The organism is Psychrobacter piscatorii, from assembly GCF_904846415.1.
Taxonomy (GTDB): domain Bacteria; phylum Pseudomonadota; class Gammaproteobacteria; order Pseudomonadales; family Moraxellaceae; genus Psychrobacter; species Psychrobacter piscatorii.
The window spans coordinates 86,594-109,339 of the sequence record NZ_CAJHAR010000007.1; the positions used below are offsets into that span (position 1 = coordinate 86,594).

Genomic DNA, 22,746 nt, shown 5'->3' on the forward strand with positions numbered 1-22,746 from the left:
GCTATCAAGGCTGTACTCATTATTTGTGCGAGAGTATATGGCTGCCAAAAGTCCTATGATAGTCATTCGTATCGATAGGCTGACAAGGATTATATAATCTAAGGTTGGTGGCATAAATACTTAATTTTAAAACACTTCGTTTTGAAATAGTTATTTAATTGTTTGCCTATGTGGCAAGCGTTTGAAATAATAGCCGCCAGTTGGCATACCCTATGTGTGTTTCTTATTGCCCTATATTTATATTATTGCTGAGATGAAGAAATTATATGATCGAATTTAAAGACGTTGGTGTTCGCCGTGATGGTCGTGAATTGTTTGCAGGTGCAAGCTTTCAGCTACATCCGGGTCACAAAGTTGGCTTAACAGGCAACAACGGCACCGGCAAATCGACTTTGTTTGCCTTATTGTTGACGCAAATGGGCAAGGGCGATACCGAGGTCACGCTCGATAGAGGTGAGGTCAGTATCCCAGATAGCTGGCATGTCGCACATATGGCGCAGGAAGTGGGTGCGACGACGCAGTCTGCGGTCGATTATGTACTCAGCGGTGATGAGCAATGGTATGAGATCAATGCGGCGCTCAATGACTTAAGCAGCGTCAGTGATGAGCAAATTGGTGTCTTGCATCAGCAATTTGATGAAATTGATGGCTATCGCACACCGACTAAAGCCGCACAAATCATGGCAGGCCTTGGCTTTAATACCAGCCAGCATGAGCTACCAGTAGAAGGATTTTCTGGTGGTTGGCGTATGCGCTTGAACCTTGCCAAAACCTTGATGAGCCGCGCTGATTTGATGCTACTCGATGAGCCGACCAACCATTTAGACTTGGATGCTATTTTGTGGCTTGAGACTTGGATCAATGCCTATATGGGTCTGGTCATCGTGATCTCGCATGACCAAGCCTTTTTGGATGCCACGGTCGGTCATATTTTGCATGTCGAGCAGCAAAAAATCACCCTTTATACGGGTAACTATCAGCAGTTTATACGTACGCGTCACGAGCGTATGGCGCAGCAGCAGCAAGCGTTTGAGAAGCAAGAAGCGACCAAGGCACATTTAGATGACTTCATTCGTCGTTTCCGTGCCAAAGCCAGTAAAGCCAAACAAGCGCAGAGTCGTATCAAACAGCTAGAGCGTATGGCAGAGCTGTCACCGATGATGGCGGACAATCCGTTCTCGTTCCAGTTTTATGAGCCAGCAAACATGAGCTCACCACTGATTGAGCTGACCCATGCAGATATTGGCTATAGCGAGACGCCACTGCTACGCAATGCCAACGTGCAAGTAACACCAGATACGCGTATCGGTCTGCTCGGTATGAATGGTGCAGGTAAATCAACACTTATCAAAGCGTTGGTCGGCGAGCTTGGGGTGTTAACAGGGAATTATCGTGTCTCTGATACCTTGAAACTGGGCTATTTCAATCAGCATCAAATGGATATCTTGGATGCCAAAGCAACGCCGATAGAGATGCTGCGCCGCTTAGCAGGCAAAACCTCTGATGCATTGTTACGCTCATTTTTGGGCAGCTTTGACTTCCGCGGTGATCGTATCGATACGCCAAGTGAACTATTCTCTGGTGGCGAGCGTGCGCGTCTGACGCTAGCATTGATCGTTTGGCAACGTCCCAACGTCCTTGTACTCGATGAGCCAACCAACCATTTGGACTTACAAATGCGCCAAGCATTGACGATTGCCTTGCAAGGTTTCCAAGGCGCCGTGGTATTGGTTTCGCATGATCGTGAGTTGATTGCCAATGTCTGTGATGAGCTATACCTGGTACATGATGGCAGAATTGACGAGTTCGACGGTGACATCAGTGACTACGGCAAATGGTTGGCAGAAAAGCGTAAGCAAGAGAACTCAGCAGATAAAAGTACCAGCAAGAAGAAAAGTAAAAAAGAGAGCAAAAAATTCGTTTCACGTGAAACAGATAATAGCCAAGTGAGTAATCAGGTGAGTAATAAAGCGCCTGATAATTCATCAAAAAGTAACGCTACGACGCCTGCGCTTAGTAAAGAAGAACAACGCAAGCTGGCGGCAGAGCAGCGCAAACGCACCGCACCCATCCGCCGTGAGATTGAAGAGACTGAAAAAGCATTGGCCAAGATTGATGAACAGCTTGCAACGCTAGAAGAAAAGCTGGCAGATACGGGTTTGTATGAAGAAAGTCGTAAGTCTGATTTGCTTGTCTTGCTCAATGAGCAAACCGCGCTACAGCAGGAGCATAGCGATAAGGAAGAAAAGTTATTGCTATCGATGACGACGTTAGAAGAAATGGAAGCCGAATTTTAGTAGCAAGTTATATGAGATTTGGCTATTAAGTGATTTTCGTCGTAAGTAATCAAACATAAAAAAGGGAAGGCGTCAGCCCTCCCTTTTTTTACATCGTTTTTTGCAACATTATTCTTTACGGTACTTACCATCACCATAAGAGAGTATTTTCATCGTAGTGGTACATAACTGGCAATCAATTTGACTGGCAGCAGCTTTTGATAAATCAAGAATACGGCCACTAATATAGGGGCCTCGGTCTGTGATTTTTACCACGACACTTTCTTTTGTTTTTTGGTTGGTCACCTGTACTTTTGTACCAAACGGCAGCGTTTTGTGTGCCGCGGTGAGAGAGTTCATATTGAATATGCTACCACTCGCAGTACGTTTGCCATGAAACTTACTACCATAATAACTGGTATTAGCAGCAAAAAGAGTCGTGCTCAGTAACAGTGATAGTGTGACGACCAAAGACTTGATTAAATAAGACATTCATTACCTTTAAGCAGTTTATGAGATAGACAGCTACTCTTGCCTATGTTGTCATACCCCCTACGAGTATGAATAATGGAGGGATTTTACAAGAATGAGATTGTCATATTATTACAGCTGTGTAAAAAACTCATCAGGTCAAATACTTGTTTTTTAAGAAGAAAAAGACAGTTTTGGTAAAAAAAAGTGATGTCATAATTGATACAAATGCGCTTATAGAGAGTGATTCTTATAAAGAGGTCAACAAAATACTAGAAAGCGAATAATATAATGTAAATAGGTAATATATAAATACAAAGGCTATCGATATAGCATCATTAAGTCGGTTTATACCTATCAAGACACTGACAATTAAATGTAAGTAAACCTTTCTAAATTGTTTCTAATATACCAATATAAAGAATTAAATACTATTTTGAGCGCTTTATAAAAAATATTTATAAATTAAAAAATATCCCTCTCAAAGTAGAAATACTTATTTATCTGTATTTTAAAGTCTTAGCACAACTTCATGTCATGACTGGTAATATTTATATAACGGTATTTATTTTTATTATTGCTATCATAAAGTATGGACTATAAAAAATGGTCATATCGAAAGCCAGTAGCTGTCTATACCGTATCGTTCGAAACTGGTAGGCCGATATCACTAATGCGTTTTTATTTTGAGGAAAAATAACATGGCAGAGAAAAACTACTATGACATTTTAGGGGTCGAAAAAGATGCCTCAGCCGCTGATATCAAAAAAAAATACCGTAAGCTGGTACGTCAGTTTCACCCTGATGTCAGTGATGATCCAGATGCTGACAATAAGATTGCGGAGATTAATAACGCTTACGAAACGATTAGAGATGAAGACAAGCGTGCTGAATACGATGCGATGTTGAACAACCCATTTGCAGGACAAAGCGGTGCGGGTGGGTTTGGTGGACAGGCTGGTGCGTCTCAAGGCGGCTTTCGTTGGGAAGACATCAAAGGTCAGTTTGGTGATGGTGAAGCGTTTGGCGATGGGGGTTTTCGCTTCGATGATATCTTTTCAGCGTTTGGTCGCGGGGCACGTGGGTCGGCTAGTGGACAGGCAGGTGGTCGCTCTCAAAGTGGTGGCTTTGATCAGTTCGGTGGGGGGTTTGGTGCACAAGATAGCAAAGGCCAAGACCAGCATGCAGAGATTACGGTTGACCTATCTTCAGTCTATCAAGGTGATGATTATAGCATTAAGCTAAATGTCCCTGTGCGTCAGCCTAATGGTGAGGTGAGTTACGACAACAAGACGCTCAAAATCAAAATTCCAAAAGGCATCACCGATGGTAAGCAAATTCGTTTGAGCGGGCAAGGTGCTGCTGGCAGTAGCAACGGCAAAAATGGTGACTTGTTCTTAAAAGTTAAAATTCGCCATGATGCCAATATTCGTATAGAAGGTGCAGACGTTTACCAGACTGTCAATATCGCACCATGGGAAGCCGCATTGGGTGAAAAAATCAATGTCAGCACGCCAGCTGGCACGCTTGGTGTGACTATTCCCAAAAACAGTAAGTCGGGTAGCAATCTACGTCTAAAGGGTAAAGGTATCCCTGCCAAGCAAGCGGGCGATTTGTACTTAACCTTAAATATCATCAATCCTGATGTCAGTAGCGATGCGGCAAGACAGGCTTATGAGCAGCTCAAGCAAGCCTTTGCCGACACCACTATCAACCGTTAATCCATGCGCTTGATGGTCGACATTCATCATTATAGTCAGTCATGAACCATAGAGATGAATGCACCAAGGACGAAATAAAGAGAAAACGAGGATAATAGCTATGAACCACTCGCCTGAATTTACCGATATCATTATGAGCTTAGATGAGCTTGTCTCTGCTTGTGGCCAAGAGCGCCAATGGGTCATCGAATTGATTGAAGAAAGTATTATTGAATACGATGTGCCAGAACGTGAGCAATTCACCGGCTATCAGCTGACAACCGTGCGCCGTGCCTCACGACTCAGCCGTGATTTTGACGCCAGTGTACCTGCCATCGGATTGATACTTGAGCTGTTAGATGAGGTTGAGCAGCTACGCCAACTCAAGCGTCAAATAGAGATGCAAACACCAGTAATCGAAATTGATGTAGACAATTTAAAGTAGTTAAAACCTAAAAATACCGCATAAAAAAAGGGCCCGCTAAAGGCCCTTTTTTATATTTACAGGAACTGCTTTGCTAAAAGTTAACGTGAATAAGTAGGATCAGCTGCTGCGGTAAATAATACATCAGTTGACGAGTTCAGAGCCGTCTCTGCTGAGTCCTGAATCACACCGATAATAAAACCAATCGCAACCACTTGCATGGCGATGTCGTTCGGTATGCTAAATAAGCTCGCTGCTAGTGGAATGAGTAGCAACGAACCACCAGCAACACCAGAAGCACCGCAAGCACTAATCGTCGCGACCAGACTTAATAAAAGCGCTGAAGCAAAGGTCACTTCGATACCCAACGTGTGAGCAGCGGCAAGCGTCAACACATTAATAGTAATCGCTGCACCTGCCATATTGATGGTCGCACCCAGTGGAATGGTTACTGAATAAGTATCTTCATGTAGACCCAGTTTGCGTGCAAGGTTCATATTGACGGGAATGTTGGCAGCTGAACTGCGCGTAAAGAACGCGGTGATACCTGACTCGCGTAGACATTTGAATACCAATGGATATGGGTTTTTACCTGTCTTAACAAGAACAATAAGCGGATTTGCGACCAGAGCGATAAACAGCATACAGCTGATGAGCACCATCAAAATTCGAGCATAACCTGCTAAAGAAGCAAAACCTGTCTCAGCGACCGTACTAGCAACCAAGCCCAAGATACCAAACGGCGCTAGGGCAATAATCCACTTAACCACTTGTGAGATGGCATCAGCAAAGTCACCCACGACAGTGCGCGCCGTGTCACTGGCTTGACGTAAGGCAAAACCAATAATAATTGCCCATGCCAAGATGCCGATATAGTTGGCTTCTGCGATGGCATTGACCGGATTGGCGACCAAATTCATCAGCAAATTGGTCAACACTTCTTTTAAGTCGGCAGGTGGTACTTGTGCGATATCGGCATTGATCAAGACCAAGTCAGTTGGGAATAAAAAGCTGGCACCGACTGCTGTTAGCGCTGCTAAAAAAGTGCCAAACATGTACATGATGAGTACAGGCTTTACGTAGACTTCATTGCCACTGCGATGCTGGCTAATCGCTGCCATGACCAGAATGAATACCAGTACGGGAGCCACTGCTTTTAGAGCGCCGACAAACAGCGTACCAAGCAAGCCTATGGCAGTACCGATACTTGGTGCAAGCCAACCGATCAGCACCCCTAATACCAAACCAATAATAATGAGCGGCACCAGCCCGATACGCTGATACATCGCAATCAATGAACGCATTTGTACATCCTCGACGTTTGTCAAAAGTAAATGAATTGTTTGAGCGAAAAATTTATCGAGGGATGGTAGCATTTTTTGACATATTCGCATACCACTCATAGCAGTGGAGGCGATGCATAAAGCGAAGGGTAACAGGCAAAATATAACGAGTGTGCTCAAATGTGGAGCAAGTGTAGACGAAGGCTAATTAGCGCAAATGGCTAGTTAATGAGATATTGAAAGTAGTGATGAAGCGCAGAGAGAAGTGAACGGCAGCGCTATACCTTAAAATGGGTTAACTCATAGCCTAATTGCTGATAGGCTTTATATTTATGGCGACCTTCTTGGGTACTGGTGGCATCAGGTCTGATTAGCTCAAGGACTCGAGATGGCTTGGCATTATTGGTCGCAGCCATAAAGTCAGTCACCGGACGCGTCGTCGTATTGAGCACGATACCATTAAAGTCTGCTGGCATATAACTGCCGAGCAATACGGGCGCTAGCGACTTGTTGGCATCATAGTCAGTAGCTTCAGGATGAATATCTGAGAGGCATTGATGAGGTATAAAGCTCGTGGCATCTTGTGACCAAAGCGCCTCATTTAGCGTTGACAGTAATGTCTCATCGTCGACAAGAATCATCAAGGACTGTGTGCTTTTGTTCAGTGCTGTCTGAGTCAACTGACAAATAAAGCCCAAGAAATCTTGGGCTTTACTCTCACTTAATACATAAAAACTGATCTTCATAGAATGGTTTTCATAAAGTGTTTTATAAAATAGCATTTATCAATAGACGGTCATTAATGCACTGCCATTGATCGATTAAGCCATATCCGCGCTGTTTTTCAGATATTGCATAAATAGCGGTACTGGACGACCAGTCGCGGCTTTATCTTTACCTGAGTTCCATGCGGTACCAGCGATGTCTAAATGCGCCCATGCCTGACCTGCTTCAATGAAGCGAGACAAGAAGCAAGCGGCAGTCACTGCGCCCGCACCTTTACCACCGATGTTTTGGATATCAGCAATGGGCGAGTCAATCAGTGCTTGATACTCGTCGTCTAGTGGCATGTGCCAGATAAGATCACCTGATAAATTGCTCGCATTCTCGAGATCAAACAATACATCTTCATCGTTACTAAAGACTGCTGAACGCACATGGCCTAGTGCAACCACACAAGCCCCCGTCAACGTTGCAACATCGATGATGGCTTTTGGATTATAGCGTTGTACATAGCATAAGGTATCAGCCAATACCAAGCGACCTTCGGCATCGGTGTTCAGGATTTCAACAGATTTACCATTCATTGCTTTGACAATATCGCCTGGACGGGTGGCATCACCTGATGGCATGTTCTCAGCACAGGCGAGCGCACCGACAACGTTGATTGGTAGACGAGCTTCACATAAGGCTTTAATAGTACCAAGTACTGAAGCTGAGCCACCCATGTCAAACTTCATTTCATCCATTGCCGCACCTGGCTTGATTGAGATACCACCTGAATCGAAGGTGACGCCTTTACCGACCAAGACGATAGGCGCGTCATCATTGGTAGCTTGTGCATTATCGTCGCCCGCTTTGTCGGCTTTCTTAGTTGATTTTTTAGTTGGTAGTTTATCAGTGAGCGCTTTTTTTAGACCAGTCACTTTTGCGTTGCTAATCGTTTGCTCAGTGGTGCCAGCGTTTGCACTAAATGAGGATTTACCGCGGTACTCCATGATGACAAGCTGACCTTCTTTGGTAGAGCCTTGAGCCACTGATAAGAAGCAGTTCATTCCTAATGCTGACATCTCGTCTTCACCGAGTACCTTGACAGTCAATAGGTCAGGATAAGTTCTTGCAAGTTCTTGTGCTTGTTCTGCCATATATGCAGGGAAGCAAATATTACCTGGCTCATTAGCGACGTCACGAGTGAGGCTTTGACCGGCGAATACTGCCTCAGCAAATGTGAGCGCAGGCTGTAGTGATTCATCCGCCAATAGATAAACATCAGTCAATACAGGCGTAACTTGCTCAGATTTATATTTATCAAAGCGATAGCTGGCTGCCAATAGATTTAGCGCAAATTGACCAAAATGGCTTTCTTCTAGCGCATCACCTAGTGCAACGGTAATAGACGATACTCGCTTTTGCGTGCTGCTATAGATCGTCTTGGCAATTTTTTGCAATACCGTATTGTTGAATTTGTCCGTGTTACCGACACCAACCAACAACACCTGTACAGGGTTTTGTTTGGTGGTTTTTTTATCCCCTGCCAATGCATAATCAGCAACGGTCTCACAGACTGTTCCCTTAAAGTGAGAAACTTCAATCAATTGCTCAATACGAGCGGTATAGTCAGTCAACACAGAGTCGGCTAGGATGTTTTTCTTGTCATCAACCAAAACAACCAAACAAGCGTCGTCTTTACTTTTGGCTTCTTTTTTGAGAATTTTTTGCGTATGCGTCTTTGGCAGGTGCTGAGATAATTTGATATTCATATAGTTATCCTTATTAGAGTTATGAGAATTATAGAGCTAATGAAAAATCTAGCGCAATTGCTTATGCCTGTTAGATTATTAGATTATTTGGCCTATAGAGCAATCACGATAGTGTAGCATATTGCGATGATAGTGCGCAGTTTGCAAAGATTAGGTAATAAGTCCGAACAATATTGCTGTGTCAATTTACACTACAATACGACGATATATGTATCTATTCCTAGTTCATAATGAGCCTTAGCTCATGACGTACAGTGAGTGATGGGATACGGCACTTATTACAGTGGCTATTAATATATTAAATTAACTACTAACCAATTCATCAGTCGTCACTAACGCGCTAAATCTGTCCTGTAGCGCTGCCATCGCGGTGTCATGCATGACCTCAGCACTGATGGTTTTTCTAGTAGCACTTGGGAGATCACGAGTGGCACAGGCGTCATGACAGACAAAACTGTCAAAGCCCAAATCGAATGCGGCGCGGGCGGTTGAACTGACACACATATGACTCATGAAACCTGCAAAGATAATTTTTTGTTTGTTTGCAGAGGAGAGTAGTGATTGTAGCTGCGTATCATAAAACGCATTGGGATGGTTTTTGACAATCACGGTTTCGCCATCATGTGGCTTTAACTGATCGACAATCTCAACATTGGGCGATAAAGGATCAAAGACATTACCATTTTCTGCACCATGATGGGTGATGTGAAAGATAGGGACATCTTGCTGACGGGATTTATCCAACAATAGTCGTGCGTTGTCGATGGCCTTAGCGCCCGCTTGCCCCAGTGGCATCGCGCCATCAACATATTCGTTTTGATAGTCGATAAGTACGATAGCGCAATTTGACCAATCAAGCGTATCGAACTGACCACCAGCGAGTTCAAGTAGGGTCGCGGGCGTAGATGTGGTATTAGTCATTGGTATTCTCCATTACATTAGATGACATAAAATTATTTTTATCCGTCAGTCAGTCTAGCAATTAATAACAGAGATAGAGGTTCTATGATACGAATGACAAACAAACCTTTCCAAACTAAATAAATAAAAAACGTATTGGAGAAAACACTGTTAAACCAATTCTGTATAAGATTTCACTAACGATTTATCCGATATTTGATATATTTATCGTATGCCAATACTAATGCACTATCAGTAAGGTGTACGTAATGTTTGCAAACACATTTCACAGCCATTTTTAGGCAAAACATGCTAGGATTAGCGGTTATATTTGTCGCTTGTGTTTGTTGAGTAGGACTAATTAGTCACTCAGTAATTGTCAGTATTATTTGACCGTTTGTTTGACCGTTTGTTTGACCGTTTGTTTGACCGTTTGTTTGACCGTTTGTTTGACCGTTTGTTTGACCGTTTGTTTGACCGTTTGTTTGACCGTATATGATGCCTATGATGCATTGTTGTTGTGCTCAAATATGACGATAAATCCCCAATCCATCATGCGCATACCAACTGTTTAAGAGTACCCATTGTGATATTACGCCGCTATATGACTCGACAAGTTGCCTCGACCACTGCTTTGGTGCTGGGGTTTTTGGTAGTAATGATGCTTGGCGGTCGTTTGATACGTTATTTTGGCATTGCTGCTGAAGGACGTTTGGATATCAGCTTACTTTTCACGATTATTGGGTACAACCTGCCATATTTTCTAGAGTTGATATTGCCGCTAGCCTTTTTTATCGCGTTGATGCTGGTGTTTGGTCGTTTATATGTTGATCAAGAAATGGCCGTTATCAATGCCAGCGGCGTATCTCGCGGTAGGCTAGCTCGATTAATGACGCCATTGATATTAGCGTTATTTGTTGGTGAGGCGGCGCTATCTATCGTAGGAAAACCATGGGGCGTGCGCTCATCCGAGGCGGTGTGGCAGCAGCAAGCATTGACCAGTGCGTTTGATTTGATTCGCCCAAATGAGTTTATCAGTAGCGGTAACTACCATCTATACGTGGGTAGTCTCAGCGATGATAAGAAAAAACTGCAAGATGTGATATTGATCCAATCTGAACCTGCGAAAAAAGGTAGTGCTGCCGAAAGTGTCGATGCTAATGCCAACGATATGAATAACACGATTGATAACGAGACAGCCGAACAAATTGGCATTTCTGACATACCAAAAGATATTATAAATAGTGGTGCAAAGGACATTAGCAAAGACACCATTACGCTGGCTAAGCGTGCTGAGCAAGTGGATACTGGCAATAGCGGCGTGACTCAGTTGGATTTGTTTCAAGGTCGTCGTTACGAAGTGGGTGCAGGCAGCTTAAAGTACAATCAAGTCGCCTTTGATCGTTATCGCATCACGCTCACTGAATCCTCACAAGACGTCATCACTGAAGACAATATCGAAACCCAAGCAATTGGACCTCTATGGCAGGCGGCAACAGGTGACGCGCAAGCTGGCACCAATAATGCGCTGCGTGCTGCCCAAGGCGAGCTTGGCTACCGTCTGGCATTACCGTGGCTGATGATTATCGCGCCGATGCTGGCTGTACCGCTTGCGCAAGTGCGCCCACGTCAAGGGCGTTGGCTGCGTCTATTTCCCTCTATTTTATTGTTTGTCAGCTGTGCGCTAGGCATCATCTCGCTTAAGAATGCCGTGAGCAAAGGCAGCATCAGTGTATGGGCATATGCATGGCTGGTCTTAGGCTTTATGGCACTAGCGCTTTATCTAAATTGGGGCAGCCGTGTGCAACATCGATTACGCTTTCGCAAACAAGAAAATAGACTCGCTACCGCCGCGCCTATCAGCAGTCTGGACAATCAACACAATAGCTCACAAGGAGGGCAGTCTTAATGCGCTCTTTATTTGCTAAGTCTGCAGGGGCTGGTCAGTTGGCCAAAAAACCTGCCAATTTAAAAGTCCTTAGCCGTTATGTCAAGCTCAACGCCTTACTTGCTATTATCGCGGCCGTCGTCGGTTTATGGGCATTGCAGCTGGTCTTTTCTTACTTGTCAGAGCTTGATTCTTTAGATGACAGTTATACGATGGGTCAGGCACTTAAATATATCTTTTATCGATCACCCTACTTCTTAGAGCAGTTCATCCCAACGGGTGCGCTGCTCGGTGCTGTCATAGGATTGGGCTTACTTGCCAATAAAAGCGAGCTGGTCGTCATGCGTGCGGCTGGGGTCAGCATCTATCGTATCGTCGGCTGGGTGTTACAACCTGCTTTGATTTTTGTGCTATTGGCATTGGCGATTAATCAGTTCGTGCTACCGCATTCCAATCAATTGGCAAAGCAAATCAACGATGAGGACAACACATCGCTAGTCACTTCGGTGCGTGGCTACTGGACGATACAGCCACGATTTGATAGTGCAGCGGATGGCAGCGCGACACCTGATGGTAGCGATATTTTGTATATCGACTATGCGGATGTTGAGGGTAATATCGGTGAGGTAAAACGCTGGCATTTGGATAACAACGGCAATCTACAAACTGCCGTCCATGCTGAGGGTGGTCAATACACGGGGCGTGAGCCAATTGACCTAACTAGTGACAAGCCAAGTGAGCAATATCGCTACGAGTGGCAGCTGAACGATATGGTTAAGCTCAGCATCAATCAGGGCTTTGAGAGTAGCCAAGCCGTCTCAGCATCAGATACGCTAAGCTTACCCTTTGCTCCAGAGTCTGTATATTTGCTAACGCGCAAGGCAGAGGACTTGTCATTGACGCAGCTCTATGAGCATCGCACCTTTATGCGCCAACAGGGCAATCGCTCCTTGGATCATGAAGTGGCATTTTGGCAAAAGCTATTATCACCTTTATCGATATTGTCGCTGGTCATTGTTGCTTGCTCATTCGTCTTTGGCTCGCTACGGACGCACAGTTTGGGCTTGCGTATTGTGGTGGCGCTACTGTTCGGTCTGCTCTTTAGCTACATTCAGGACTTGGTCGGATTTATATCGCTCGCCACAGGATTCTCGCCCATGCTTATGGTGTTATTACCGATTATCGGTAGTGCAGCGCTCGGTGGCTACTTAATTAAGCGGCAGATGTAAAATAGGACAGTCCACCATAAAGCAGCCCGTCAAGACAGTATAGTTTTGACGGGCTTTGTTGTTTTTGAAATATCGTCTTAGCTATATCTAGATCTAGCGGCTTACCGTCAATGATCGTCATCTTGATTGGAAGCAAGCACCGTTTGCGCACTTGTCCAAGCGTATTTGCCATAGCGTTCATTATCAAGCGGCTCAAGTTGACCGCGTCCACTGAACATATCTCGAATATATTGCATACCTTGCCAAGCGGGAAACACGTCTGTTTTTTGCGTATCTAGTTTACGTGCCAAGGTAATGAGTAGGCCTAGCCGCTTCATCCCACCTGCGCGTAGTGTCTTATAATGATAGTCTGTCAAAGCTGACATGATGTTGGCGAGAGCGTTTGCGCTCACAGTATCCCCTGAAATTCTAAGAATCCGTGGCGCATCGTTATCCATAGCAGCCAGTGCGGTAAAATGAGCAGCATCGTCTCTGGTGGTAAAGTTCAGCGCTTGGTCAGGATTGCCCCAATACAAAATCCGATTGAGTTTTTTGATGACGATAGGCGCTTGTCCTGTCAGCAGATCGGCAAATGCGCCACACAATATCGAGGTTGCTTGAATGGGTGTGGCATCTAAGCGTTTCTTAAAGTCGCGCCTGATATCCATATTCCTATTTTGTCCTGCTATCGTTTTGGTAAAATCTAGCGAAAAATCAGAAGGAATAAAGCGCGGTACACCTGCCTGAACAGCGGCATTTAACAACTTCCCTTGAGTATCAATCAGGACAGGTTCCAAACCATTGAGGGTCGATATCACACAGTGTACCCCTTCCAATGCAGTAGTTAGCGACAGCACATCATCAAAGTCAACGAGATGAACGTCGGCCCCTTTTTGTTTGATGAGATGGCAAATGTCAAAGGACGTCTCTTTACGAACAAGGGCGCGCACGCTTACCTCTTTTTGACATAAGGCTTCAATAACTCGTAGACCCAGATCGCCACTACCGCCAGCAATCGCAAAAATCCGACGGTCGGTGTTCGTTGATGATGCAGTTCGTTTTTTCATAATAGAAACATCCAATAGCAGTTGCATGAAAAAGGGCGAAAACACAGACTTTAATTAAGTAAACCCAAGGCTTTTAAACATAATATTGCTTCGTCAATCCTCAGATTGAGTGAGCTTTCGGTATCACCAAGCAATCTCCTCATCAAATAAGGGATAAAAGCTATGTCGATAAATTTTTCGGCAATGAGCCGCGCATGATGATCGGCTTCATAATTTAGCGTTGGTTCAAGCGCTGTTGAGATCATGGCGACTGCCGCTTCACGACCAATATAATCCACCTCACGAATCAAAGTACCATGGCGAGATGACTCAGTAATATATAGACGCATCAATCCTAACGGTATTGGCTTAGTCGCTTCTTCAATCATTTTTTGACCCACAAGGCGCAAGGTCTCCTCAGTAGACAGACCATTGGGCAAATCTGTGACTGATGGCATAGCAGAGGCAACATTCGATCGAATCATCGCCTCAAAAAGCTCAGACTTGTTGCTGTAGCGAGCGTACAAGGTAGGTTTGCTCACCTTTGCTTTACTTGCTATGGCTTCAAACGTTGTTCCATCTACGCCATTTTCAAGAAATAAAGCCGTTGCCGCTACCAAAATACGGGCATCTATTTTGATCACTTCTGAAAGTAAAGGTCGGCCACCTTTACGCTTCGGTGGTTTCTTTTCGCTTGTTATTCCACTACTCATCTTTTGTGTTCCACTAGAAATACAGTTTTTAACTAAACGATTATGTTTAGATTAATTATAGCTAATTTTCATCCAGTAGCGATATTTTTTTAAAATAAACTGCTTTTATAGGCGGATAGTAAGAATTTACTACTGCTAATAAAAAAATATTCTCTTTATATTGTATATTAACTACACTTGAGCGTATAGTTAATTCTATATATACCTAATTTTTTCTATTGCAGTCTGATATTTCATTAAGGAAAGACCATGCCAAATACTATCCAGCCTTTCGTTTTAGATATCCCTCAAGCTGACCTTGATGACTTAAAAGCGCGCTTGTCTAGCACGCGTTGGCCAACCAAAAGCCCTGTCGAGGATGGCAGACAAGGACCGCCTCTACTTAAAGTACAGGCGCTGGTAGCGTATTGGGCTGAACAATATGATTGGCGACGTTGTGAGCGATTACTGAATGGCTGGGGGCAATATGTCACCGAGATAGATGGCATATCGATTCATTTTCTGCATATTCGTTCGCCACATAAGGAGGCGATGCCGTTACTGATGACACATGGTTGGCCGGGTTCGGTGCTAGAGTTTCGCCATGTGATTGATCGCCTGGTTAATCCTACCGAACATGGTGGCACTGCGGAAGACGCCTTTCATTTAGTGATACCGTCGCTACCAGGCTTCGGCTTTTCGGGCAAACCTGATGAGTCTGGCTGGAATCCAATGAGAGTGGCGATGGCATGGAAAGTTTTGATGCAGCGCTTGGGTTATGAGCGATGGTCGGCACAAGGTGGTGACTGGGGTGCGATGGTGACAATGATATTGGGTCAGATGGCACCCAATGAGCTTGCGGGTATCCATCTTAATTTTGTACCGTTTCAGCCAACGGACGCAGAAGTGGCAAATGCTGATGCCAGTGAAACAGCCATGTTGGCAGACGCCAAACGTTACGATCAAGAGTTTTCAGGCTATATGAAGCTACAATGTTCCAGACCGCAATCGATTGCCTTTTCGCTTGCTGATTCTCCTGTGGGACTGGCTGCTTGGATTTATGCGCTTTTTCAAGATGTGTCAGATAATGATGGCAATCCAGAACGGGTATTTTCTTTCGATGAGATGATAGATGACATCATGCTGTACTGGTTGCCCAATACAGGACCGAGCTCTGTGCGTTTTTATTGGGAGGCGGCGCAGGCGATGGCTGACAATGATAAGGAACAGCAGAAGATGCAAACGCCAATGGGTATTTCTATGTTTAGCGGGGAGCAAGTACGACTGTCACGGCGCTGGGCTGATGCGCGATTTGATAACATTGTACATTTTGCTGAGCACGAAAAAGGCGGGCACTTTGCCGCAATGGAGGCACCTGAAGCGTTCGTTGATGACTTACGTGAGACGTTTCGATCGCTACGCTAATTTAAAAGCGTTCACTGAATTGAATTTGAAGTAGCAAGACTGGTGGTTTGTGAAAGTAACGCCATATCTTTTATAGCAGGCGCTACTTTCATAAATACAATATGTTTGAAAACTTTGCTTATGGTATCTGTCATTACTTGCAGCGATGTATCACCAAAGACATCTATTATTCTTTGGTCGCCATGGTAATCGTATAGGTTTTACCTTGTTTGATCTTTTCGCTGTTGCCAAACACTTCGGTAAACGAGCGCTTCATAAATTGACGTAAGCCATTGATGGTCACCACATAAAAACGCCCACCTTTACGCATGCGGGCATAAGCATCGAGGAAATACAGATAATGCTGCTCTTTGCCGACTTTGGCAGGCAAGTTCGACATCACCAAGCTAAAGTCTTTGTCTTTTGCGACATGGTTAAAGCCATTTGATAAATGCACATCGACGTTTTTTAGACCATTTTTTTCACAATTACGGCGTGCATATTCTACCGCCATAAAGTCTTTATCAATCAGCGTATGCTGACCGTTTGGACACTCGCGCGCCGCCGTCATACCAAGTACGCCATAGCCACAGCCCAAATCGATCGAATCATCATCTTCTTGGAAATCCACATAATCAAGCAGCATCAAACTGCCATCATCGAGCTTTTGCGGTGAAAAAATACCCCATGTCGTCGCAAAATCAAACGGCTTACCCAACACGTCTTGACTAAAGTTAATGTCTTCGCGCCAGTGTTGGGCGTTTTTGAGGAGGTCAGCAGGTGGTCTATGGCTCATGGGAGTCTCAAATAATAGATAGGTAAAAGGGGGTGCGTTGTCCAATTAGACAGTGCGCATCGTATGATGGGTATTGTAACGAGAAAAGGGTAGGTTTGCAGCATCGTATTACGTGAATCATTATGGTTGCCAAATTTAGCATGTAGAAAATACATAGAAAAAAAGATATTGGCAAGATTAGGTGAGAGGCTTACACTCAACTTTAACCTGATAGCTCTGAAGTAGTATGTATGGCAGACATTATATTTGTATCTAAAGTCGACTTCTGGATCGCGTTGATTTTATGGGTCGGTAGTTTATCACTTATCCTCATTCCATTATGGGAATGGCGCTGGGGCAAAAGTAATTCACGTATGCGAAACATACTGCTAATGGTTATCCTACTGCCTTTTGCAGCACTGATGCTTATGCCTTTTTTTGGTACTAAATACACCCTAACCGATAGCCAGCTATATGTGGATAGTGGTCTGTCTACTCAAACCATTGAGCTGGCAGATATCAATCATATTACACCAACTCGAAGCATGACATCTGCTCCAGCACTATCATTGGATAGACTCAAAATAGAATATCGGAACAAAGAAGTATTGATATCGCCAAAAGACAAGCCGCGCTTTTATCAAGAGATACAAGCACGTAATCCCAAAATAGTGATAGAGAAAAAATATAATTTCTAGACTACTTCCCCAAACGCCTCTTTAATAAATGATCAAATACAAACGGCCCAAAGGGTAAAAACGAACCAAGCACACCAGCAGGGAGCGCCCACAGCGGCATTTTGATTTTATGCGCCGTGATAAAGAGTACGACGATATAGACGATAAATAATGCCCCATGCACAGGCCCGACGTAGCCTACCATTTCAGGCATATTCATCATATATTTGAGTGGCATAGCGATACCCAGTAGCAGCAAAAAAGACGTGCCTTCCAAATAACCCATAATGGTCAATTTTTTTAGCGCAAATACTTGCGCTTTGGTGAGAGTGGGCTTGGAAGATGGCTGAGCTTGCGACACGGTGTATTCCTCTGACGATCATTAATCAATATTTAATTACTATTCTATCCAAAAGGCTATCCACGTGGATGATGCGCTGCATGTAACTGCTGCAATCTTGCCGTCGCTACATGGGTATAAATCTGTGTGGTAGACAAATTACTGTGCCCAAGCAATAATTGCACACTTCGCAAATCTGCACCATGATTAAGCAGATGGGTGGCAAAGGCGTGACGTAAGGTATGAGGTGATAGTTCCTTATCAATACTAGCAATTTGAGCGTATTTCTTAAGCAAATACCAAAAATTCTGCCGCGTCATATAACCACCTTGTGCAGTCAAAAACACCGCTTGGCAGTTGCCAGATTTTAGATGGGCAATTAGATCGCCGCGCCCATGCGACAAGTAGTCTTCTAGTGCATCGCTGGCATATTCACCAAGTGGCACCAGTCGTGTTTTATTGCCTTTACCTGTGATTTGTAGCCAGCCAGAGTTTAGATTGACTTGCTCAAGTGACAGATTAATCAGCTCACTGACGCGCAAACCGCAAGCGTAGAGTACCTCTAGCATGGCTTTGTCACGCAGTCCGAGAGCGGTACTGGTATCAGGTGCGGCAAGGAGATTATCGACATCGGCCTCGGCCAAATCCTTTGGTAACGGACGACCGAGTTTTGGGCTTTTGATACGCTCGCAGGGATTATCCTCGCGCAGATTGCTCGCAATCATCCACAAGTAGAACTGTCGTAAGCTTGAGAGCATACGTGCTTGCGTGCGCGGGGTTTTGTTATCTTGAGCGAGTATTGAGAGACAGTGCAGCACATCATCAGGCTGCCAGCGGGTCAGGGCGATTGGGTTGGTCAGCTCGCAAGAACGTAAGTCACGCACATAAGCATTACGCGTACGCGTTGCCAGACCACGTGCTAGCATGGCTTGACGAAACTCAGTCATATAAGACGGCTCATCATCGACTGCCAGCGCTTTGGGCTGGCGCTGCTGTACGGCGCGGTCACGGCTCATAGGACGCTCAGATATAGGTTAAGCACTTTTTTTCTTCACCACATAACGATACAGCGTCGCGCTTGCTGGCGTAGTGTCATCACTATCAACAGTGATTTCATCGGGGTCAGCATCTAAGCTGACATTTTCCGCCAGTGTCTCTTGACCGAGCAGCTCATGACCCAGATGACGACAGAAATTTGGAATGTCGCGCGTGGTAGCAGGATCAGTAGCTAGTATCTCAATCACCTCACCGCTATCTGCTTTGCGGATGACTCGGTGCAGCATCATGACAGGTTCAGGGCAGATCAGCCCTTGCGTATCTAAGTGATGGTCGATGGTCGTATCTGGTATAGAAGTAGTCATAGTTGTTATCGAAAAGCTAAGTAAATAGGTTAAAGAATGGATCGTTTGTTTAATCGCTTACTGGGGTGTACTGTCTAGATCGTCTACGGCTGCTGTCTCTTCGTCAGTGTTTGCCACGTCTAAGAAGTTAAAAAAGCGCTTGAAACTGACTTTGAATAAAAATGCCACACCAAACCAACAGGACAGCCCTAACCATGCCGTATCGGCAAATAATAAGCCACCAATCAATATGATGGTCGATACACCAATACTCATGGCAATCATCGAGGGTTGGTTTAAGCGATAACGATAAACCACAAACGCATCATAAAGCGTAATGGGAATGGTCAGCGCAACCAAGGCATAGGGCAGGTTATAAAACAGTTGATACAGTAGCTGATTGTCATGGAACATCTTGATACTGGCAACAGTACCAAATACTATAAAGGCGAGAATGGCAGCATAAATGAGATAGATCGCTATCTGATTTGCACGCTGCGCGCCTCTAATACGAGCAATAGCAAGCGGAGCAAAACCATGTTGCGACTTAGTGTGCAAATCTTGGTCTAGGGCAGTGGTCATAGTAATCAGTCGTTTATCTGTGAATAGGTACGATGTAGAAAAATGGTGCGATAGAGACAACAGTGTCTTCTACCTATTTTGCCTAATTAGTCTGCTTTGACCGCATCAATAGCGATACTACTATTTGGATCCGCAAAGTAGGTCGACATCAGGATACAAGCAGAGATATCATCAATCGGGTCACGTTCATGCTTGATCCAGCCGTTGTCCCATGCGATTTCTCTTGCTTCGATAGAGGTTAAACGCTCGTCACATAATGATACGGTCACTGGCAAGTGCTGCTCCATAATTCTATGAGCCAGACGCCGCGCGAATTTATGTGCGCGTTTTGATAGCATGGAGCTGCTGCCATCCATATTAAGTGGCAGGCCGACCACGACTTGTGCCACGCCCCAAACCTTTATAATACCGATGAGGTTGTCCCAGTCGGGCTGACCATTATTCATCGCCAAGATATCAAAAGCGCGTGCAGTTTGGGTAAGACTATTACCGAGCGCCATGCCCATTTTTTTGACGCCATAATCTAGCGCCAAAATAAGATGCGGCTTTATTTCTGGCTCAGAGTCGCTAAGACCATTGATGTTAGACTCATTACTGCCAATGTCATTTTTATCAAGATCATGATCTGCAGCTTCTGTGCTATCTACTGTAAAAGTACTATCCACCATAGTGACGGCTATCCTTTATTTCTTTATCTGTATTCATAGAGCGCAATTCATAGAGCATATGCTATTAAGCATGACCGATGTCACTGCTAAGATAGTCAAAATTGACGCCGATTTTGTCAGCGGCGATTTGCCAGCGCTCCTCGAACGGCGTATCAAACAATAAAGTCAGATCGGCAGGGCAGACGAGCCAATCACCATTACCCAGTTCTTGGTCTAACTGTTTTTTGCCCCAGCTGGCATGACCCAAGCACAGTTGATAGTGACCGACGCCTTGACCTGCCGCGATACGCTTTAGAATATCTTGGCTGGTGGTGATGCAGACATTCTCTGAAATCGCAAAAGAAGACGCCCATTCAGGCTGACCTGTATGCAGTACAAAGCCCACCTCAGGATACATAGGGCCACCTTCTAAAGCCACATCTTCCATCACTTGCGGATCGGTCACCTCAATATCCAAATCTTCTAGCAGTTTACCCACTCGCGCCTGCTCTAACGGACGATTGACCATTAGACCTAGTGCACCGTGATTATCATGGCGACAAATATAAATGAGTGCCTGTTCAAACCTTGGGTCTGACAGCTCTGGTGCCGCAATTAAGAAATGATGGGTCAAATTGGTTTTAGACATAGAAACAAACGCAACCGAATAATAAGGGTGAAAGACCACTATATGGTGATAACCAATAGAAAAGCAAGATTCACGCCAACTGCTATTGATAGCTACAAAGATTTAACAAGTACTTTTTTTGATTAATAGTGCTGGATGATTTAACGACAATTAATATGTCATTTGACATCAGACAGCAAGCTACGAGCATGATCGCGAGTCACATCAGTGATCGTCACACCGCCAGACATACGGGCTAGCTCGTCTACCTGCGCGCTGTTGGTCAGGATGATCAGCTCACTTTCGGTCTGTTCTTGATGGTGCTTTTGTACCAAGATATGCTGGTGCGCTTGCGCCGCGACTTGTGCTTGGTGAGTGATCGCGAGCAATTGCTGCGTTTGCCCAAGCGCCCGTAGCAACTCGCCGACCACCTGCGCCGTACCGCCACTGATACCGACATCGACTTCATCGAATACCAGCATAGGTTTGGCGGCATTGTTATCAGCGTTAGTTGCTTGCAAGACTTGCATGACCAGCGCCATTCGCGACAGCTCACCACCTGAGGCGATTTTATGTAGTGGCTGCATGGGCATACCGACATTGGCACTGAACAATAAATCAATATCGTAGCAACCGTGTGCATTGTATTGGCTAGGCTCTGTCTTTTTGGTAGAAACAAACTCGCAGCGCGCATTAGGTAAGGCAAGCGGTTGTAGTTGCTCAATAAGCTGTTTGCTAATGGTTGGTGCCGCTTTTGTACGCTCTTTATTTAGCTGTGTGGCCAGTGCTAGATAGTCTTGCCAAGCTTGCTCAATTTGTGCGGCCATCGCATCACTGCTCGGCTCGTTTTCTAACTGCTCTAATTGCTCTTGCCACGCTTTTGCTTCATCAATCAAATCGCTCGCTGGCAAGTTGTGCTTACGTGATAAGCGATGACCCAAACTGATGAGATTGTCTAATGCTTGTAAGCGCTCAGGGTCAGGTAGTTGCTGCTCGGCATAATCTGATAGTAGTGCCGTCACCTCGGTGATTTGTTGCTGCGCCAAATGCAGCTGCTCAGAGGCTTGCTCAAAGGTTTGGCTGACACCAACTTGATGATCACAAAGCTTGATTGCTTGCCCGAGCAAGGTCATCACATCCGGCTCATCGGTATCATTGTCGAGCAGATGCAAGCCATGGCTGGCCTCTTGCATTAAGGCTTCAATATTAGAGAGCTCCTCGTGCTCAGATTCAACGTCTGCATAGTCGACAGCCAAAAGAGGCGTGATGTCTGCCAGTTGGCTTTGTAAAAGTTGAATACGGTCTTGACGCTGAGCCTCGCGACTTGCAATATCATCAGCGCGACGCTTTAGCTGCTGATACTGCTGATAGCTACTGGCTGTCTGACGCGCGAGCGGCGTTATTTGTGCCATCTCATCGAGCCAATTCACCACAAACTGCGGCTTGAGTAAGGCTTGCTGAGCATGTTGGCTATGAATATTGACCAGTAATGCGCCCAAGCTTTTTAGCTCAGCCAAACTGGCAGGCGAACCATTCAACCATGCTTTTGAGCGACCAGTGTTGCTCAGCTGCCGCCGAATAAGTACTTCAGGCTCGTCTAGCGCCCGATCATTTTTGGCAAACCATTCGGCAATGACGCTGTTATTCTCTACATCAAACTGAGCATAAATGTCTGCATTTTCTGCGCCATGTCTGACCATCGCGCTGTCTGCGCGTGCGCCGACACACAAGGATAGGGCATCCAGCAATAACGACTTGCCAGCCCCTGTTTCACCAGTGATGACATTGAAGCCTTCAGCGACACTCAGCTCATGCTGAGCGATCAACGCAAACTGATGTAAAGTTAATGATACTAGCATCAACGCCTCTCATGACAGACAATGAACTTCGTATAAATATTAAGAAGCCATCTATAAAATAAGGTAAATAAAGAAATGAATTTATCTATTTAACGACAATAACTAGATAAATATTGTAGGCAAACA

22 protein-coding genes are annotated in these 22,746 nt (G+C 44.9%); 7 read left to right on the top strand and 15 right to left on the bottom strand.

Features of this window, described 5'->3' with window-relative positions; all coding sequences use genetic code 11:
• Window positions 1-266: 266 nt before the first annotated feature.
• Window positions 267-2,297, top strand: coding sequence for an ABC-F family ATP-binding cassette domain-containing protein (locus tag JMX83_RS05000; RefSeq protein WP_201599449.1), 2,031 nt, complete (start codon window positions 267-269; stop codon window positions 2,295-2,297).
• Window positions 2,298-2,405: 108 nt separating this feature from the next.
• Here the strand turns inward: JMX83_RS05000 and JMX83_RS05005 are convergent, their stop codons facing one another.
• On the bottom strand, window positions 2,406-2,768 hold the full coding sequence (locus JMX83_RS05005; protein ID WP_201599450.1) for a septal ring lytic transglycosylase RlpA family protein: 363 nt from the start codon (window positions 2,766-2,768) through the stop codon (window positions 2,406-2,408).
• 680 nt (window positions 2,769-3,448) lie between these two features.
• Between JMX83_RS05005 and JMX83_RS05010 the strand changes: the two genes are divergently transcribed.
• Together JMX83_RS05010 and JMX83_RS05015 are read left to right on the top strand one after the other, a co-directional pair.
• Window positions 3,449-4,468: a DnaJ C-terminal domain-containing protein gene (locus JMX83_RS05010; RefSeq protein ID WP_201599451.1), complete on the top strand. Its 1,020-nt coding sequence runs from the start codon at window positions 3,449-3,451 to the stop codon at window positions 4,466-4,468.
• 100 nt (window positions 4,469-4,568) lie between these two features.
• Window positions 4,569-4,892, top strand: a complete 324-nt coding sequence (locus JMX83_RS05015) for a chaperone modulator CbpM (protein ID WP_201599452.1) — start codon at window positions 4,569-4,571, stop codon at window positions 4,890-4,892.
• An 80-nt stretch (window positions 4,893-4,972) separates the two neighbouring features.
• Here the strand turns inward: JMX83_RS05015 and sstT are convergent, their stop codons facing one another.
• The 4 genes from sstT to JMX83_RS05035 all read right to left on the bottom strand — a co-directional run bounded on the left by sstT (window position 4,973) and on the right by JMX83_RS05035 (window position 9,555).
• Complete coding sequence (sstT, locus tag JMX83_RS05020) at window positions 4,973-6,175, bottom strand: serine/threonine transporter SstT (protein WP_201599453.1); 1,203 nt, start codon at window positions 6,173-6,175, stop codon at window positions 4,973-4,975.
• A gap of 257 nt (window positions 6,176-6,432) precedes the next feature.
• Window positions 6,433-6,900 carry a DNA polymerase III subunit chi gene (locus tag JMX83_RS05025; protein ID WP_201599454.1) on the bottom strand — a complete coding sequence of 156 codons (468 nt, stop codon included), beginning with the start codon at window positions 6,898-6,900 and terminating at the stop codon, window positions 6,433-6,435.
• Between the two features lie 75 nt (window positions 6,901-6,975).
• Window positions 6,976-8,634, bottom strand: a complete 1,659-nt coding sequence (locus JMX83_RS05030) for a leucyl aminopeptidase (protein WP_201599455.1) — start codon at window positions 8,632-8,634, stop codon at window positions 6,976-6,978.
• Between the two features lie 303 nt (window positions 8,635-8,937).
• Window positions 8,938-9,555 (bottom strand): cysteine hydrolase family protein, encoded by a 618-nt coding sequence (locus tag JMX83_RS05035; protein WP_201599456.1) that lies wholly within the window; start codon window positions 9,553-9,555, stop codon window positions 8,938-8,940.
• 583 nt (window positions 9,556-10,138) lie between these two features.
• Between JMX83_RS05035 and JMX83_RS05040 the strand changes: the two genes are divergently transcribed.
• Window positions 10,139-11,443 carry an LPS export ABC transporter permease LptF gene (locus JMX83_RS05040; RefSeq protein ID WP_201599457.1) on the top strand — a complete coding sequence of 435 codons (1,305 nt, stop codon included), beginning with the start codon at window positions 10,139-10,141 and terminating at the stop codon, window positions 11,441-11,443.
• Window positions 11,443-12,651 carry an LPS export ABC transporter permease LptG gene (lptG, locus tag JMX83_RS05045; RefSeq protein WP_201599458.1) on the top strand — a complete coding sequence of 403 codons (1,209 nt, stop codon included), beginning with the start codon at window positions 11,443-11,445 and terminating at the stop codon, window positions 12,649-12,651. The genes JMX83_RS05040 and lptG overlap by 1 nt, the downstream gene beginning before the upstream one ends.
• 107 nt (window positions 12,652-12,758) lie before the next feature.
• Here the strand turns inward: lptG and JMX83_RS05050 are convergent, their stop codons facing one another.
• Entirely contained in the window at window positions 12,759-13,697 is a 939-nt protein-coding gene (locus tag JMX83_RS05050; RefSeq protein ID WP_201599459.1) for an NmrA family NAD(P)-binding protein, read from the bottom strand.
• A 50-nt stretch (window positions 13,698-13,747) separates the two neighbouring features.
• Window positions 13,748-14,389 carry a TetR/AcrR family transcriptional regulator gene (locus JMX83_RS05055; protein WP_201599460.1) on the bottom strand — a complete coding sequence of 214 codons (642 nt, stop codon included), beginning with the start codon at window positions 14,387-14,389 and terminating at the stop codon, window positions 13,748-13,750.
• Between the two features lie 249 nt (window positions 14,390-14,638).
• Here JMX83_RS05055 and JMX83_RS05060 point away from each other — a divergent pair, with 249 nt between their 5' ends.
• Window positions 14,639-15,793 carry an epoxide hydrolase family protein gene (locus JMX83_RS05060; RefSeq protein WP_201599461.1) on the top strand — a complete coding sequence of 385 codons (1,155 nt, stop codon included), beginning with the start codon at window positions 14,639-14,641 and terminating at the stop codon, window positions 15,791-15,793.
• A 166-nt stretch (window positions 15,794-15,959) separates the two neighbouring features.
• On the opposite strand, the gene JMX83_RS05065 is transcribed toward JMX83_RS05060, so the two are convergent.
• Complete coding sequence (locus tag JMX83_RS05065) at window positions 15,960-16,568, bottom strand: class I SAM-dependent methyltransferase (RefSeq protein ID WP_201599462.1); 609 nt, start codon at window positions 16,566-16,568, stop codon at window positions 15,960-15,962.
• Window positions 16,569-16,798: 230 nt separating this feature from the next.
• Between JMX83_RS05065 and JMX83_RS05070 the strand changes: the two genes are divergently transcribed.
• Window positions 16,799-17,245, top strand: coding sequence for a PH domain-containing protein (locus tag JMX83_RS05070; RefSeq protein WP_201599463.1), 447 nt, complete (start codon window positions 16,799-16,801; stop codon window positions 17,243-17,245).
• Window position 17,246: 1 nt separating this feature from the next.
• On the opposite strand, the gene JMX83_RS05075 is transcribed toward JMX83_RS05070, so the two are convergent.
• The 7 genes from JMX83_RS05075 to recN all read right to left on the bottom strand — a co-directional run bounded on the left by JMX83_RS05075 (window position 17,247) and on the right by recN (window position 22,620).
• Complete coding sequence (locus JMX83_RS05075) at window positions 17,247-17,585, bottom strand: DUF3817 domain-containing protein (protein WP_201599464.1); 339 nt, start codon at window positions 17,583-17,585, stop codon at window positions 17,247-17,249.
• Between the two features lie 56 nt (window positions 17,586-17,641).
• Window positions 17,642-18,580 carry a site-specific tyrosine recombinase XerD gene (gene xerD / locus JMX83_RS05080; RefSeq protein WP_201599465.1) on the bottom strand — a complete coding sequence of 313 codons (939 nt, stop codon included), beginning with the start codon at window positions 18,578-18,580 and terminating at the stop codon, window positions 17,642-17,644.
• A gap of 18 nt (window positions 18,581-18,598) precedes the next feature.
• Complete coding sequence (gene tusA / locus JMX83_RS05085; RefSeq protein WP_201599466.1) at window positions 18,599-18,925, bottom strand: sulfurtransferase TusA; 327 nt, start codon at window positions 18,923-18,925, stop codon at window positions 18,599-18,601.
• A gap of 57 nt (window positions 18,926-18,982) precedes the next feature.
• Entirely contained in the window at window positions 18,983-19,486 is a 504-nt protein-coding gene (locus JMX83_RS05090) for a hypothetical protein (RefSeq protein WP_201599467.1), read from the bottom strand.
• An 86-nt stretch (window positions 19,487-19,572) separates the two neighbouring features.
• A complete protein-coding gene (gene ruvX / locus JMX83_RS05095) occupies window positions 19,573-20,154 on the bottom strand; it encodes a Holliday junction resolvase RuvX (protein WP_201599468.1) in 582 nt (193 codons plus the stop codon).
• A gap of 64 nt (window positions 20,155-20,218) precedes the next feature.
• Window positions 20,219-20,782: a YqgE/AlgH family protein gene (locus JMX83_RS05100; protein WP_058023618.1), complete on the bottom strand. Its 564-nt coding sequence runs from the start codon at window positions 20,780-20,782 to the stop codon at window positions 20,219-20,221.
• A 158-nt stretch (window positions 20,783-20,940) separates the two neighbouring features.
• Entirely contained in the window at window positions 20,941-22,620 is a 1,680-nt protein-coding gene (gene recN, locus JMX83_RS05105; protein ID WP_201599469.1) for a DNA repair protein RecN, read from the bottom strand.
• Window positions 22,621-22,746 lie beyond the last annotated feature (126 nt).

Bases quoted from the DNA above. Each gene is read 5' to 3' on its own strand.
- JMX83_RS05000 (WP_201599449.1), top strand. From the start codon at position 267: ATGATCGAATTTAAAGACGTTGGTGTTCGCCGTGATGGTCGTGAATTG.
- JMX83_RS05005 (WP_201599450.1), bottom strand. From the start codon at position 2,768: ATGTCTTATTTAATCAAGTCTTTGGTCGTCACACTATCACTGTTACTG.
- JMX83_RS05010 (WP_201599451.1), top strand. From the start codon at position 3,449: ATGGCAGAGAAAAACTACTATGACATTTTAGGGGTCGAAAAAGATGCC.
- JMX83_RS05015 (WP_201599452.1), top strand. From the start codon at position 4,569: ATGAACCACTCGCCTGAATTTACCGATATCATTATGAGCTTAGATGAG.
- sstT (WP_201599453.1), bottom strand. From the start codon at position 6,175: ATGCGTTCATTGATTGCGATGTATCAGCGTATCGGGCTGGTGCCGCTC.
- JMX83_RS05025 (WP_201599454.1), bottom strand. From the start codon at position 6,900: ATGAAGATCAGTTTTTATGTATTAAGTGAGAGTAAAGCCCAAGATTTC.
- JMX83_RS05030 (WP_201599455.1), bottom strand. From the start codon at position 8,634: ATGAATATCAAATTATCTCAGCACCTGCCAAAGACGCATACGCAAAAA.
- JMX83_RS05035 (WP_201599456.1), bottom strand. From the start codon at position 9,555: ATGACTAATACCACATCTACGCCCGCGACCCTACTTGAACTCGCTGGT.
- JMX83_RS05040 (WP_201599457.1), top strand. From the start codon at position 10,139: ATGACTCGACAAGTTGCCTCGACCACTGCTTTGGTGCTGGGGTTTTTG.
- lptG (WP_201599458.1), top strand. From the start codon at position 11,443: ATGCGCTCTTTATTTGCTAAGTCTGCAGGGGCTGGTCAGTTGGCCAAA.
- JMX83_RS05050 (WP_201599459.1), bottom strand. From the start codon at position 13,697: ATGAAAAAACGAACTGCATCATCAACGAACACCGACCGTCGGATTTTT.
- JMX83_RS05055 (WP_201599460.1), bottom strand. From the start codon at position 14,389: ATGAGTAGTGGAATAACAAGCGAAAAGAAACCACCGAAGCGTAAAGGT.
- JMX83_RS05060 (WP_201599461.1), top strand. From the start codon at position 14,639: ATGCCAAATACTATCCAGCCTTTCGTTTTAGATATCCCTCAAGCTGAC.
- JMX83_RS05065 (WP_201599462.1), bottom strand. From the start codon at position 16,568: ATGAGCCATAGACCACCTGCTGACCTCCTCAAAAACGCCCAACACTGG.
- JMX83_RS05070 (WP_201599463.1), top strand. From the start codon at position 16,799: ATGGCAGACATTATATTTGTATCTAAAGTCGACTTCTGGATCGCGTTG.
- xerD (WP_201599465.1), bottom strand. From the start codon at position 18,580: ATGAGCCGTGACCGCGCCGTACAGCAGCGCCAGCCCAAAGCGCTGGCA.
- tusA (WP_201599466.1), bottom strand. From the start codon at position 18,925: ATGACTACTTCTATACCAGATACGACCATCGACCATCACTTAGATACG.
- JMX83_RS05090 (WP_201599467.1), bottom strand. From the start codon at position 19,486: ATGACCACTGCCCTAGACCAAGATTTGCACACTAAGTCGCAACATGGT.
- ruvX (WP_201599468.1), bottom strand. From the start codon at position 20,154: ATGGTGGATAGTACTTTTACAGTAGATAGCACAGAAGCTGCAGATCAT.
- JMX83_RS05100 (WP_058023618.1), bottom strand. From the start codon at position 20,782: ATGTCTAAAACCAATTTGACCCATCATTTCTTAATTGCGGCACCAGAG.
- recN (WP_201599469.1), bottom strand. From the start codon at position 22,620: ATGCTAGTATCATTAACTTTACATCAGTTTGCGTTGATCGCTCAGCAT.